This is a genomic window from Actinoallomurus sp. NPDC050550, assembly GCF_040655075.1.
In the GTDB taxonomy this organism is placed as follows: domain Bacteria; phylum Actinomycetota; class Actinomycetes; order Streptosporangiales; family Streptosporangiaceae; genus Actinoallomurus.
This window is the reverse complement of sequence record NZ_JBFAJC010000042.1, coordinates 19,939-33,799: the sequence shown is the minus strand read 5'-3', so window position 1 is coordinate 33,799 and position 13,861 is coordinate 19,939. Positions and strand designations below refer to the sequence as shown.

Genomic DNA, 13,861 nt, shown 5'->3' with positions numbered 1-13,861 from the left:
GTTCTTCCTCTCGTCAGACGATGTTGAGCTCGGGCCTGGCCCCGGTACGGGCGAAGCGGCGCGCGTCGAAGCCGGTGACGTCGACGAACGGCTCCCTGCCAAGGTAGAGGTCGCGGACGACCTCGCCGACGGCCGGGCTCATCAGGAAGCCGTGGCCGGAGAAGCCGGTGGCGTAGACGAACCGGTCGAGGGCGGTGCCGATGAGCGCGTTGTGGTCGGGCGTCACCTCGTACAGGCCCGCCCACCCGGTACCGAAGCCGACGTCCAGCAGAGCGGGGGCGCGGCGGCCCATGGCCTCGCCGAGGCGTGGCAGCCAGGCGTCGGACCGGTCGAGTTTGAATCCCGGGGTCTCTTCGGGGTCGGACATGCCGAGGAGCAGGCCGCGGCCTTCGGGATGGAAGTAGAAGGAGGTGGCGAAGTCGATGGTGAACGCCGTCGGCGGCAGGTCGTGAATCGGCTCGGTGACCAGGACCTGCCGGCGCAGCGGCGTGACCGGCAGATCGACGCCCGCCCATTCGCCGATGGCGCGCGACCAGGCGCCCGCCGCGCAGATCACGGCGTCGGTCTCGATACGGCCGCCCTCGGTCTGGACCGCGACGATGCGGCGATCCGCGGTCTCGATACCGGTCGCGGCGCAGTTCGGCAGGAGGCGCGCGCCGTGGCGGCGGGCCGCGCTCGCGTAGCCGAGCACCACGGATTCGGGCGTGCAGTGCCCGTCGGTGGGCGAGTAGGCGGCGGCGAGCAGCCCGTCGGTGTCGATCAGCGGCGACAGCTCCGCGGCCTCGGACGGCGTGATGATCCGGCTGGGGACGCCGAGGTCGTTCTGGACCGCGACGTTCTTCTCGAACTCCGCGACGGCGTCCGGCGAGTCGAGCAGGAACAGGTAGCCGGACTTGTGCAGGTCGATCTCCTGCCCGAACCGCTCGGCGAAGGCGTCGAACGTCTCGAGGCTGCGTGCGGCGAGCTCGATGTTGACCCGGTCGGAGAACTGCGCGCGCACTCCCCCGGCGGCCTTGGAGGTCGAGCCGGAGCCCAGCGGGCCCTTGTCGATGAGGACGACGTCGGTCACCCCGGCCGCGGCGAGTTCGTAGGCGGAGGCGACGCCGATGGCGCCGCCTCCGATGATGACCACCGATGCGCGGGAGGGCAGCTCACGATTCATCGGCACGTCTCCTCTCCGGCCGGCTCGGGCACGCGCCGGCGCAGGACCATGGTCTCAGTGGCCGAAGAAGTTCTCGTGCTTCCGCGATCACGCTTCCGCGGAGACGCCGTACGGGGTCGAGTGACTACTCGCCAAGCCGTTCGGCGAGGAGCTGGGCCAGGTGGACCCCCTGCCGGGGCGACAGGTCAGCGATCTGCGTGCGGCAGGAGAAGCCGTCGGCGAGGACGACCGTCTCCTTGTCCGCGTCGCGGAGCGCGGGCAGCAGCTGGTGTTCGGCCACCGCCACGGACACCTCGTAGTGGCCCTTCTCGACGCCGAAGTTGCCGGCCAGCCCGCAGCAGCCGCCGAGCCGCTGCACGTCCGCGCCCGCCTCGCGCAGCAGCCGGGCGTCCTGGTCCCAGCCCATGACGGCGTGGTGGTGGCAGTGCGGCTGGGCCACCACCGTCGTCCCGTCGAACGAGGGCGGTCGCCAGTCCGGCGTCTCGGCCAGCAGCTCGGCCAGCGTGCGGGTCCGCTCCGCCACCGGGGCCGCCACCGACTCGTCGAGGAGCTCCAGCGCGTCCGAACGGAGCACTCCCGTACAGGACGGCTCCATCCCGACGATCGGCATATCGGCCTCGGCCAGCTCGGCGACCGTACGGCCCAGGATCTTCTTGGCCGCGTCGAGCTGGCCCGTGGAGATGTAGGTGAGGGCGCAGCACTGGCGACGTTCACTGATCCGCGGCGCGTAGCCCGCGGCCTCCAGCACGGCGACGGTCGCGCGGCCGACCTCCGGTGCGAAGTGGTCGGTGAAAGTGTCGACGAACAGCATGACCGGACGGCCCTCCGCCGAGCGGTCGCCGCGGGTCCGCTCGAACCACTCGCGGAACGTCCGCGGCGCGAACTCGGGCAGGTTGCGCCGCCGGTCCACCCCGGCGACCGCGAGCGCCGCCCGCCGCAGGCCCGGCACCCGCAGCGCGCCGTTGACGACGCGGGGCATCCGGCCGGCCAGCCGCGCCCAGAGCGGCAGCCGGCCGAGCGAGTAGTGGGAGGCCGGGCGGAGCCGTCCCCGGTAGCTCTGGTGAAGCACCTCGGACTTGTACGCGGCCATGTCGATGCCGGTCGGGCAGTCCGAGGCGCAGCCCTTGCAGGACAGGCACAGGTCGAGGGCCTCATGGACCTCGGGCGAGCGCCATCCGCCGTCGACCAGCGAGCCGTTGACCATCTCCTGCAGCACCCGGGCCCGCCCGCGCGTGGAGTCCTTCTCCTCCCGGGTGGCCAGGTAGGACGGGCACATGACCCCACCGGAGGCGGTGTTGTCCGCGCGGCACTTGCCCACGCCGGTGCAGCGGTGCACCGACTGACCGAAGTCGCCGCCGTCGTGGCGGTAGGCCAGGGCGAGGTTCTTCCGTACGGGGCGGGCGGCGGGGACCCGCAGGTCGGCGTCGACCGGTCGGGGCCGCACCAGCACGCCGGGGTTCAGCACGTCACCTGGGTCGAAGATGCCCTTCACCCGGCCGAACAGGTCCATGGCCGCCTCGGAGTACATCAGTGGCAGCAGCTCGCTGCGGGCGCGGCCGTCGCCGTGCTCGCCGGACAGCGAACCGCCGTACCCGGCGACCAGACCGGCCGCCGCCTCCAGGAAGCCGCGGAACCGCTGCGGCCCCTGCGGCCGGTCCAGCGGCCAGTCGATCCGGATGTGCAGGCAGCCGTCGCCGAAGTGCCCGTACGGCAGGCCGGTCACATCGAACTCGCCCATCAGCGCCTCGAAGTCGCGCAGGTAGCGGCCCAGCATCTCCGGAGGCACCGCCGCGTCCTCCCAGCCGCCGTGCGCGGGCAGCCCGGCGGGGCTGCGGCCGGACAGGCCCGCGCCGTCCTCCCGGATCCTCCACAGCGCCGCGGCCCGTGCCGGGTCGGTGACGACGAGGGCGTCGTCGTGGCCGGCGGCCACGCGCCCGGCCCGCTCGAGCACCTCGGCCTCGTCGTCCCCCGCGACCTCGACGAACAGCCACGCGGCTCCGCCCGGCAGCGGCGGCACGGCGCCCGGCCCCCGACGCGTGCGCACCACGTCGACGATGCGCGCGTCGATGCCCTCGCAGGCCGTCGGCAGGTGCGTCAGCACGGTGGGCGCGGCGTCTCCGGCGGCGGCGATGTCGTCGTAGCCGAGCACGACCAGGACTCGGTGCGCCGGGTCGGTCACGAGCGTCACCGTCGCCTCGGTCAGCACGGCGAGAGTGCCCTCGCTGCCGACGAGCAGGCGGGCGACGTCGAACCGCCGCTCCGGCAGCAAGTGTTCCAGCGCGTAGCCCGACACCTGCCGCCCGAACCGGCCGAACTCCGTCCTGATCGTGGCGAGGTTGGCGTTCGCCAGGTCGTGCAGCGCGGTGAGCTCGGCGGGAGCGCCCGCTCCCGGCTCGCTCAGCCGGGCCGGCAGATCGAGCGCGGTGCCGTTGCCGGTCACGGCCTTGAGGGCCGCGACGTTGTCGGAGGTACGGCCGTAGCCGAGCGTCCGGGACCCGCACGCGTTGTTGCCGATCATGCCGCCGATCGTGCAGCGCGTGTGGGTGGAGGGATCGGGGCCGAACCTCAGCCCGTGCGGGGCGACCGCCCGCTGCAGCTCGGCCTGGACGACGCCGGGCTGAACGACCGCGGTCCGGGCCTCGGGGTCGACGTGCAGCACCTTCCGCATGTGGCGGCTGAAGTCCAGCACGAGCCCGGGTCCGACGGCGTTGCCGGCGACCGACGTGCCGGCGCCGCGAGCGGTCAGCGGGATCTCGTGGCGCGCGCACAGCTCGACCGCGGCGGCCACGTCCTCGGCCGATCGGGGCCGGGCGACCAGCAGCGGGGGAACCCGGTAGAGGGAGGCGTCGGACGAGAACGCCGACCGCGACGTGGAGTCGGTGAGCACGTCGGTGAGGCCGCGTCGCCGCAGCTCGGTCGCGAGAGTGGCTGCCCGGTCCATGAGTAGCATGTTACATGCGACCTCCCTGCGGATCGCCGGACCCCCGCTGGTCGCGGGCCCGAAGCGCCCGGTACAAAGCCCTGATCAGGGCTGGTCGACGATGGAGGCCCACAGCGCGTCCACGTCGACCGGCTCGCCCTGGGCCCGGGCCGCCTGCCCGGCCAGGATCAGGCCGGTGTTGGTCAGGTGTGCCCGCATCGCGCGTACGGCGGCTTCGGCGTCCGCTGCGGCGACGGCGGCCACGATCGGCTCGTGCTCCTCGTGCACCTGCCGGAGGGTGCGGGACCGATCGTCCGTCGACGTGCCGAGGATGCGCATGGTGTCGCGCAGGCCGCCGACGATCGCCCGGGCCCGGCTGTTGCCCGCCGCGACCAGGATGTGGTCGTGCAGGGCCTGGTCCAGGTGGAAGAACAGCGTCTCGTCACCGGCCTCCACCGCCGCGGCCATCTCCTCCATGGTCACGCGCAGGGACTCGGTCAGCCCGGCCGGGTCGCCGCCGGCGACCCGGTGGACGGCGGGCAGCTCGAGCGCCAGCCGTACGCCGAAGATCTCGACGATCTCCCGGGGGTGCGGCAGCACGACGCGGAAACCGCGGTTGCGCTCGACCTGCACCAGGCCCGCCTCCGCGAGCCGCAGCAGCGCCTCGCGCACCGGACTCCGGGAGACGTTGAGCTGCTCGGCCACCTGGTAGACGGAGTAGAGCCGGCCGGGGACCATCGCGCCGGTGTGCACCGCCCGGCGCACCTCGGAGATCACCTGCTCGGCCAGCGACCGCCGCGCGTGCGGCAACGGCTGCAGCTTGAGCTCGGCGTGCTCGCGGGTGGGCGGCATGCTCGCATGCTACCCAGCCTCACCCGGTCATCTGGGCTTCGTCGGGCGGGTCGGCGTCAGGGCGAGCCGGCCCTTGAGCATGACGCTCCTTCCGCTCAGTCGTTGATGAGGTCGAACTCTTCCCACGGCCCGATCGCCGTGCGGTTGGCGATCAGCGAGGCGGCGCCGGCGTTCTCCGCGCAGACGTAGTCGTTGTTCGCGTGCGCCCGCAGGCTCACGCTGCCGTCGGAGTTGTGGATCAGGTCGAAGGTCTGCGCCGTGCCGACGCTCGTCGCATCGGCGATCAGCGGCGAGCTCCCGGCGGTGACGTACTTGTTGTTCGCGTGCGAGCGGAGCGCGATCGCGCCGTTGCCCTGGTCGACCTCGTCGAACTGCTCCCATGGCCCGATCGCGGTCCGGTTCGCGATGAGCGCTGCGGCGCCGGCGTTCTCCGCCGTCACGTACTGGTTGTTCGCGTGCGCCCGCAGGGTGATCACCGGGTTCGCCGAGGAGGCCACGGTGACCTGGCCGGTGAGCCGGATGTCACGGGAGGACGCGCCGACGAGGATCTGGTGGGTCCCGGTGGCGGTCGTCCACCCGCTGCCGTTCCAGTACTGGAAGCTGCGGGCGTCCAGCGTGACCGTCACGTGCTTGGTCTGGCCGGCGTCGAGCGCGACCCGGCTGAAGCCGCGCAGGTTCTTGGGCGGCTCGCCGGTCGAGGAGGGCTGGCCGACGTAGACCTGGGCGACCTCGGCCCCGGCCCGCGAACCGGTGTTGGTGACGTCGAAGCCGACCGCGACGTTGCCGGAGGAGTCGGGCGTCCCGACGGCCAGGTTCTTGTAGTCGAAGGTCGTGTAGGACAGACCGTGCCCGAACGGGAACATCGGCGTCTTGCTCTTCGCGTCGTACCAGCGGTAGCCGACGTTCAGGCCCTCGGAGTACTGCACGGTCCCGTTCTGGCCCGGCCACTGTGCGGCGGTGCTCGCGGGCACGTCGGCGAGGCTCTGGGGGAAGGTGACCGGGAGCTTGCCGGAGAAGTTCACGTCGCCGTACAGCAGCGCGGCGATCGCCGTGCCGTCCGTCTGGCCCGGATACCAGTTCTCGATGATGCCCTTGACCGCGTTCGCCCAGGGCATGGTGACCGCCGAGCCGCTGTTCACGACGACCACGGTGTTCGGGTTGGCGGCGGCGACATCGGTGACGAGCTTGTTCTGGTCGCCGGCCAGGTCCATGTTGTTGAGGTCTGCTCCCTCGCCCTCGCCGTTCGAGACGAAGACCACGGCGACCTGGGCGGCGCGCGCCGTCGCGACGGCCTCGTCGTGGAGGTTCTGGTTCGGGATCTGCCAGCCGAGGCTGACCTGGCTGCCGCCGCCGTCCTGGAAGTAGTCGACCTCGATGTCCACCGGCTGTCCCGCCGTGAGCGAGACCGTGCCGGTCTTGGTGGTCGGCGGCAGGTCCGCCCAGTTGTCAATGACTCTCTGCCCGTTGACGTACAGCCGACTGCCGTCGTCGCTGGTCAGGGCGAAGGTGTACGTGCCGGTGGTCGGCGGGGTGAGTTTGCCGGTCCACTTGACCCGGTGGCACCGTCGGCGACACCGGCGGGGCCGTCCTGCAGCCGCAGTTGCGGGATGCCGAGGCGGGTGTTGCCGTCGACGCAGGCGCCGTAGTCGCAGGAGGCGCCCTGATGCATCATGGTGATCTTCTCGGCCAGGGTCATCTGGGCCAGCAGTGCGTTCGCCCGGTCGACCGGGGCCAGCGCCGTGTTCTGCCACGGCCGGGCCGCGGCGTTCGCGGGCACGCCGGCCAGCAGCCCTCCGATGAGTGCTCCGATGGCGGCGACGGTTCTGAGCAGATGTCTTCTCATCGCGGGCTCCGATCGGCCGCTGCTCGGATTTTTCATGAAGTTATCCAGACTTTGCGGGCTATTGTCAAGAGAGCTCAAAGATCGGACGTCCTTGACAGCTTCTGTGATGGGCGTCACTCTGCCTGAGAGCGCTCTCAGTGTCGTGGGCGCTCACGCCTCTGCCCCGCCTTCCGCCCCGCCAGGTGTGGCCGAACCGGCATGGCGTGCCGGCGCTGAAACGCCGCTCCCCCTTGATGCGGCGTCCCCGTGTCCGCGCAAGCCTTCATGCCACCAAGCCGGTGCGCGGACCTTCCCGTTAGGAGGAGACAAGGCGAGGCCACCCATCTGGCGGCGGTCAGGGATCTCCGCCGGGACGATCGGGTGGCCTCACCTCGGGCCCACGGACGGCAGGGAATGCCCGCGTCGAAGGCCGCCTCACCGTCTTCACCTTCACGATCCCCCAAGGGGCCCGTCGCGGCCCGTCCCGATCCCCCGTTCCCCGCCAGGAAGGATCACGTGCATGTCGGCTCGCGGAAGATCCGTTCCGTTCCTGTCCATGCTCGCGGCCGTCGCGGCACTGCTGGTGCCGATGACGGCCACCGGAGCCCACGCCACCGCGGCCTGCATCCCGTCGGGCACCGACGCCGCCATCAACGCCGCCCTCACCGGGTCCGGCTCGGCCGCCGTCCTGTGCCCCGGGGCGGTCTTCACCTTGAGCGACTCGATAAGATTCACGGCCCCGAACCAGCGGATCGAGACGCAGGGCCTGCCCACCGACGACAGCCGGGCCACCCTCAAACTGTCCGGCTCGCTCACCACGGCGATCAACGGCACCGACCAGTCCGGCGTGACGGTGCAGAACATCCAGATCGACGGCGGACGGCCCACGCTCGGCCGGCTGGACGGCGGCGCGCTGATGGAGATGGGCGCCTCGGGCACCGGCCAGACCGTCCAGAACGTCTACGCGCACGACACGCGGAGCTGGTCGACGCTGCACTTCATCGAGGGCGCCGTCACGAACAGCACGCCGACCTGTCAGGGCGCGAAGATCCTGAACAACACCATCGGCCCCGCGGGCACCGACACCCCGAGCGGCACGTGGGCCGACGGCATCTCGCTGGCCTGCGGTAACAGCACCGTGCAGGGCAACACCGTCCAGGACGCCACCGACGGCGGCATCGTCATCTTCGGTGCGCCCGGCTCCTCGGTGAAGAACAACACGATCACGGCCAAGACGCGCACCCTGCTCGGCGGGATCAACCTCGTCGACTACGCGCCCATGAACGGCAACTACACCGGCACCACCGTCACCGGCAACACGATCGACGCGCAGAGCGCCTTCATCAAGGTCGGCATCGCGATGGGCCCGCAGGTGTGGGGCTGCGGGACCGGCACCAACTACGGCGCCTCGGTCACCGGTAACACGCTGCGCGGCGCCCACATGGGCTACGGCTACGCCGTCAACGGCGTCCGCGACTGGACCGTGGCCGGCAACGCCGACAGCTCCACCCACGTCGGCACGCCGAACGCGGGCTGCGGCGGCACGGTGTCGGCACCGGGCCGCTTCCAGGTCCAGTCCGCGACCTCCAGCACCCTGCAGCCTGAGTTCACCAGCGCCCAGCTGACGTACGTCCTCGGCGTCGCCGAGCACCCGCCGACCGGTCAAGTGATCAGCCTGCGCGCCCACGCCAACAACCAGTACGTCACGGCGGATAACGCCGGCGCGTCGCCGCTGATCGCCAACCGTACGGCGATCGGCTCCTGGGAGCAGTTCGACCTGATCGACCAGGGCGGCGGTGCCATCGCCCTGCGGGCCCACGCGAACAACCAGTACGTCACCGCGGACAACGGCGGAGCGTCGCCGCTGATCGCCAACCGTACGGCGATCGGCTCCTGGGAGACGTTCGCTTTCGTCCACAACGCGGACGGCAGCGTCAGCCTGCGGGCGAACGCGAACAACGAGTACGTGACGGCCGAGAACGCGGGCGCGTCCGCGCTGATCGCGAACCGCACGGCCATCGGGCCGTGGGAAGAGTTCGACCTCATCCAGGACTGACGGGTTTCGGGGTGGCCCTCGTCCAGGGGCCACCCCGAAGGGTCAGCTGTTCCAGACCTGGAAGCCGGCGACCTGGCCGGCGGGCCATCCGGTGTTCGCCGTGAGGTTCAGCCGCCAGTAGCGCTGGGTCGTCGCGGTGATGGGGATGGTGACCGTGTTGTTGCTCGCCGGGTCGAAGGTGTAGTTCGCCGACGACTTGATCGTGGTGAAGTTCGTGCCGTCGCTGCTGCCGAGGATGGACAGCGTCTGGGTGCGTGCGCCCCAGGACGCCGGCAGTTGCAGGACGATCCGGCTCGCGCTCTGGGCGGAGCCGAGGTCGACCTGGACCCACTGCGGGAAGGCGTTGTTGGCGCTCTCCCAGTAGGTGTTCTGGTCGTTGTCGGTGACGTTGCTCGACGGGTAGACGTCGGTGTGGCTGGACTCGCTGGTCGGCTTGCCGGCCGCGAGGTCGGTGGAGGAGGAGCCCGTGCCGGTTCCAGTGAGCGCGACGGTGGTCGGACTGTTGGTCGCATCGCTGTGCACGGTGAGGGTGCCGGTCCGCGTGCCGGTCTCCGTGGGCCGGAAGCTCACGTTGGCGGTGCAGGACGCGCCGGCGGACAGGGAGCTGCCGCAGTTGTTGGTCATGGCGTAGTCACCGGAGGTCACGACGGAGGACAGCGACGCCGCCCCTGTGCCGGTGTTGCTGATCGTCACGGCCTTCGCCGCGCTGGTCGTGTTGAGAGCCTGGTCGCCGAAGGTGAGCGAGGACGGGTCGGCGCTCAGCTTCGCGGCTCCGGGCGAACTGCCGCCGCTGGGGTAGACCTCGAGTTCGGAGGCCTGACCTGCGGGCCAGCCCGAGTTGGCGGTGAAGTTGACGCGGACGTAGCGGGCGTCCGTGGCGGGGGTCGGGATGTTCACCACGTTGGTCGGCGAGGTGAAGGTGTACGTCGCGGAGCCCACGGCGGTGCTGAAACTGGAGCCGTTCGTGCTGGTGAGCACCGAGAGGGTCTGCGTACGCGTACCCCAGGAGCTCGATGGCGGGAGCTTCAGGGTCACCTTGCCGATGGTGTACTGGGCGCCCAGGTCGACCTGCAGCCACTGCGGGAAGGAGCCGTTCGCGCTCTCCCAGTAGGTGTTGGCGTCGCCGTCGGTGGCGTTCGCCGCCGTGAAGCTGCTGTTCACCTCGCTGCTCGCCGAGGCCGACCTGCCGCGGGCGATGTTGGTGTCGGTGCCGATGCCGCTGCCGGTGAGCGCGACCGTCGTCGGGCTGTCGTTGGCGTTGCTCGTGATCGTGACGTTGCCGGTACGCGTGCCGGACGCGCTCGGGGTGAACTTGACGGTCACGGTGCAGGAGGCGCCGACCGCGAGCGTCGAGCAGTTGTCGGTCTGGCCGAAGTCACCGCTCGCGGCGACGCCGGAGATCGTGGCCGAGGTGGTGCCCGTGTTGGTGACCGTCACGGCCTGCGTCGGCGCGGAACTGCCGACGATCGTTCCGGCGAAGGAGAGGGCGGCCGGGTCGGGACTGAGGATCGGCCCGGGTGCCACGCCCGTACCGGACAGCGGGACGGTATTGGTGACACCGGACGCCGTAATGGTGAGGTTGCCCGTGCGCGACCCCGTCGCCGTCGGCGTGAACGTGACGCTGACCGTGCAGGACGAACCGGCGGCGATCGAACTTCCGCAGTCGTTGGTCTGGCTGAAGTCGCCGCTCGTGCTGATCGAGCCGACCGGGGCCGCGGCGGTGCCGCTGTTGGTGACGGTCACCTTCTGCGCGGTGCTGGACGAGCCGGTGGCCACCGAACCGAAGCCGACCGAGGTCGGGCTGATCGAGATCTGGGAACCGTTGTCCGGCAGGTACGGCGGGAAGGTCGGGTTCGTGATGTTCTGGCACGCCGTCGAGTCGAAGACGCCGGAGTTGCCGCCGCCGTCGGTCAGCGTGAATCCGACGCCGCAGTTGTAGATCGGCGCGGGCGCCTGCGTCCCGGTGGCGGTGCTGTTCGTGATCTTGGCCGAGCCGCCGACCTGCTCCTGGACGACCCAGGTTCCGGTGTTCTGGATCGTCGCGTTGTTGATGGACACGTTCGTGATGCTGGAGCCCGAGACGAACTGGATCGCCTCGAACGGGCTCTGCTGGATGAGGAGGTCGTCGACGTTGACCTGGCCGCTCATCGCCGCGTCCCGCGCGTCGAACCACAGCGCGCCGACGCCGAAGTTCCAGTTCGGGTCGAGGCTGCCGGATCGGATGATCGTGTTGCGGAGGACGTCGGTGCGCCCGAGTGTCGTCGAGGAGAAGCGCTGGGCGACGTGGATGCCGCCGCCCTGGGTGAGGCCGGCGTCGATGACCCGGTTGTCGGCGACGGTGTTGTCGTGGCCGCCGTAGATGGCGATGCCGTTGGCGAGGATCGGGTACTGCACCGTGTCGTGGTCGAAGGAGTCGTTCGCGTCGGCGTTGGTGTCGGACCAGGTCGCCAGGCCGTCGTCACCGAGGTTGCGCAGGTCACTGCCCGTCACCTTCGACCCGGTGACGCCGTCGTGGAAGTTGATGCCGTCCGCCGTGGTGTCCCGGATCCGCATGCCGCTGAAGGTGAGATTGGACATCGGCCCGTCCATCCAGGCGCCGACCTTCTCGTGCTCGATCCAGACGCGGTCGACGGTGGAGTTGCTCAGCGCGCCGCCGATGCCGTTCACCTGGGCGCTGTCGTTGCGCTCCTGGACATCGCCGAAGATGGCGAAGTCCGCGAGATGGACGTTGCTGCTGCCGTTCGGCGCGTAATTGCCGTAGAAGCCGGGCGCCGCGCCGACGACCGTCGAGCGCCACATTCCGGCACCCTTGATCGTGACGTTGTCGAGGATCAGGTGGCCCGGGATCTTGAAGGTTCCGTCGGGGATCCAGACCGTGCCGCCGGACCCGGCCGCGGAGATCGCCGAATTGAACGCGGCGGTGGAGTCCGCGTTACCGGTCGGGTCGGCGCCCTTGTCGGTCACCGAGACCGAGCCGGACGGCTGGGACAGGGCGCCCGCGACGTTCTCGAAGTCGGCGAAGTCGATCGTGTACGAGGAGGCGGTGTTCCCCGCGTCGACCTGCAGCCGGAACTTCGTACCCGCCGGGTACGTCGTCGAGAACAGCCGGTGCACCTCGTCGTAGAAGTGGTGCGGGTTACTCCCCGGCGTGTTGGTGAACGGGTAGCCGCCGTAGTACCAGCTGTACGCGTTGGTCAGCGTGAAGTCCGTCTGCTTCGTCCCGTTGACGTAGAAGGACAGCGGCGCGGTGTAGACCGAGCCGTTCGAACTGTCCGGGATGCTGTAGCGGAAGACGATCGAGTTGGTGGCGACCGGGGTGGTGAACTCGACGTACTTGCCGCTTCCCTGCAGGGTCACGGCCTTGCGGTAGGAGGCCTCGGCGGGAAGCGTGTTGTAGGCGGCGCTCGGGCCGATGACCGTGCCGTTGGTGGCGGAGTTCTCGGCCTGGACCTCGACGTACGGCAGTGTCGCGCCGACACCGCCCTTCGCGGCCGCGCCGGCCGGACTCGCCGACACCGTGACGATGCCGACGGCGGCGAGCGCGGCGCTGAGGAGGACGCGGAGACGGGCCCTGCGTCTGGCGGGCTTGTGGGACATGGCTGCTCACTCTCGTGAGGCCCCATGAGGTCACGGACCTGAAGGGGTCCGCTCGTCTCACCGACGTGACGGGGCGGAGGCGGCGAGACGGCACGCCGGAGCGGGCCCGGCATCGGACCTCGCCGCACGGGCCGGTGCGGTCGCCCGGCACGCGAGGTGGTCCGGATGGAGGGCCGTGAGGGGCGGGGTCGGATGGCGGGGTGAGGCGTGTTACAGGGACGGTAACTCCCTTGACACCACAGCGCAATAAGCAAACAAATCCATGAAAAACAACGACTGACGTTGCCGTGGCTCCCGGCAGGCCCTGCTCTGTGAACGCGGGTTGACGGTCGTCGGTGGCGGTCACGACGATGACCGAGGGCTCGCGCGCCGGTGTGCGCCCGGCGGCGGAGAGAAGGGATCCCGGATGGGGCGGCCAGAGGGCGAACGGCCGACGCTGGAGAGCGTCGCGGCACGGGCCGGCGTGTCGCGGGCGACGGTGTCCCGGGTGGTCAACGGCCTGCCCGTACGGACGGCGAGTGAGGAGTCGGTGCGGCGGGCCATCGAGGAGCTGGGCTACGTGCCGAATCTCGCGGCGCGGACCCTGGTGACCCGGCGCACCGACCTGATCGCGTTGGTGGTTCCCGAGCCGACGACCCGGGTGTTCTCCGCCGACCGCTTCTTCGCCGGCCTCGTCCACGGGGTCGGTCAGGAGCTGGAGGCAGCCGACAAGCAACTCGTGCTCATGCTGGCCGGATCGGCCGCGAGCCGCGCCCGCATCGAACGGTCGGCGGCCGCGCGCCACGTCGACGGCGTGCTGCTCGCCTCCCTGCACGACGCCGATCCGCTGCCTGCGGCGCTGACCCGGATCGGGATCCCCGTGGTGTGCAACGAGCGGCCGCTGGGGCCCGTCTCCGTCCCGTACGTCGGGGTCGACAACCACGGCGGCGCGGTCGCCGCGGTCCGCCACCTCCTCCGTACGGGGCGCCGCCGGATCGCCACGATCGCCGGCCCGCCGGACATGGTCGCCGGCATCGACCGGCTGGCCGGCTACCGAGCGGCTCTGCGGGAGGAGCGGCGGCGGCCCATCGTCGAGGTCGGCGACTTCACGACCGGTTCCGGTGCCGAGGCGATGCGGCGACTGCTCGCGGACGAGCCGGACCTCGACGCGGTGTTCGCCGCGTCGGACCTGATGGCGAGCGGCGCGCTCCAGACGTTGCGCCGCGCGGGGCGGCGTGTCCCGGACGACGTCGCGGTCGTCGGTTTCGACGACATCGACCTCGCCCGGGACACCGAACCACCGCTCACGACCGTCCGGCAGCCGATCGACGGGATCGGCCGCCGGATGGCCCGTCAGGTGCTGAGGCTGGTGGCCGGTGAGGAGATCGAGCCGGTCGTCACGCTCCCCACCGAACTGGTCGTCCGCGAGTCGGCGTAGCCGTCGTCCCGCCTGCGCCCCGTTGGCCGAGGGCT

Annotated in this window: 8 protein-coding genes; 2 read left to right on the top strand and 6 right to left on the bottom strand. The window is 70.9% G+C overall.

Features of this window, described 5'->3' with window-relative positions; genetic code table 11:
* Nucleotides 1-13 precede the first annotated feature (13 nt).
* From AB0I04_RS39495 to AB0I04_RS39475, 5 genes are all read right to left on the bottom strand, one after another.
* Nucleotides 14-1,162, bottom strand: a complete 1,149-nt coding sequence (locus AB0I04_RS39495; RefSeq protein ID WP_360897021.1) for an FAD-binding oxidoreductase — start codon at nt 1,160-1,162, stop codon at nt 14-16.
* A 124-nt stretch (nt 1,163-1,286) separates the two neighbouring features.
* Nucleotides 1,287-4,103: an FAD-linked oxidase C-terminal domain-containing protein gene (locus AB0I04_RS39490; protein ID WP_360897018.1), complete on the bottom strand. Its 2,817-nt coding sequence runs from the start codon at nt 4,101-4,103 to the stop codon at nt 1,287-1,289.
* 84 nt (nt 4,104-4,187) lie between these two features.
* Nucleotides 4,188-4,934, bottom strand: a complete 747-nt coding sequence (locus tag AB0I04_RS39485) for a GntR family transcriptional regulator (protein WP_360897015.1) — start codon at nt 4,932-4,934, stop codon at nt 4,188-4,190.
* 95 nt (nt 4,935-5,029) lie between these two features.
* Entirely contained in the window at nt 5,030-6,433 is a 1,404-nt protein-coding gene (locus tag AB0I04_RS39480; RefSeq protein WP_360897171.1) for a glycoside hydrolase family 3 C-terminal domain-containing protein, read from the bottom strand.
* Nucleotides 6,430-6,777: a hypothetical protein gene (locus tag AB0I04_RS39475; RefSeq protein ID WP_360897185.1), complete on the bottom strand. Its 348-nt coding sequence runs from the start codon at nt 6,775-6,777 to the stop codon at nt 6,430-6,432. The genes AB0I04_RS39480 and AB0I04_RS39475 overlap by 4 nt, the downstream gene beginning before the upstream one ends.
* A 499-nt stretch (nt 6,778-7,276) precedes the next feature.
* Here AB0I04_RS39475 and AB0I04_RS39470 point away from each other — a divergent pair, with 499 nt between their 5' ends.
* Nucleotides 7,277-8,812 (top strand): hypothetical protein, encoded by a 1,536-nt coding sequence (locus tag AB0I04_RS39470; RefSeq protein ID WP_360897012.1) that lies wholly within the window; start codon nt 7,277-7,279, stop codon nt 8,810-8,812.
* Between the two features lie 42 nt (nt 8,813-8,854).
* Here AB0I04_RS39470 and AB0I04_RS39465 read toward each other — a convergent pair whose 3' ends face one another.
* The gene (locus AB0I04_RS39465) at nt 8,855-12,409 is read right to left on the bottom strand and encodes a choice-of-anchor D domain-containing protein (protein WP_360897009.1); all 3,555 of its coding nucleotides are present in this window, start codon (nt 12,407-12,409) and stop codon (nt 8,855-8,857) included.
* Nucleotides 12,410-12,815: 406 nt separating this feature from the next.
* On the opposite strand from AB0I04_RS39465, the gene AB0I04_RS39460 reads away from it, so the two are divergent.
* Nucleotides 12,816-13,826 carry a LacI family DNA-binding transcriptional regulator gene (locus tag AB0I04_RS39460; protein WP_360897006.1) on the top strand — a complete coding sequence of 337 codons (1,011 nt, stop codon included), beginning with the start codon at nt 12,816-12,818 and terminating at the stop codon, nt 13,824-13,826.
* Nucleotides 13,827-13,861: the final 35 nt, after the last annotated feature.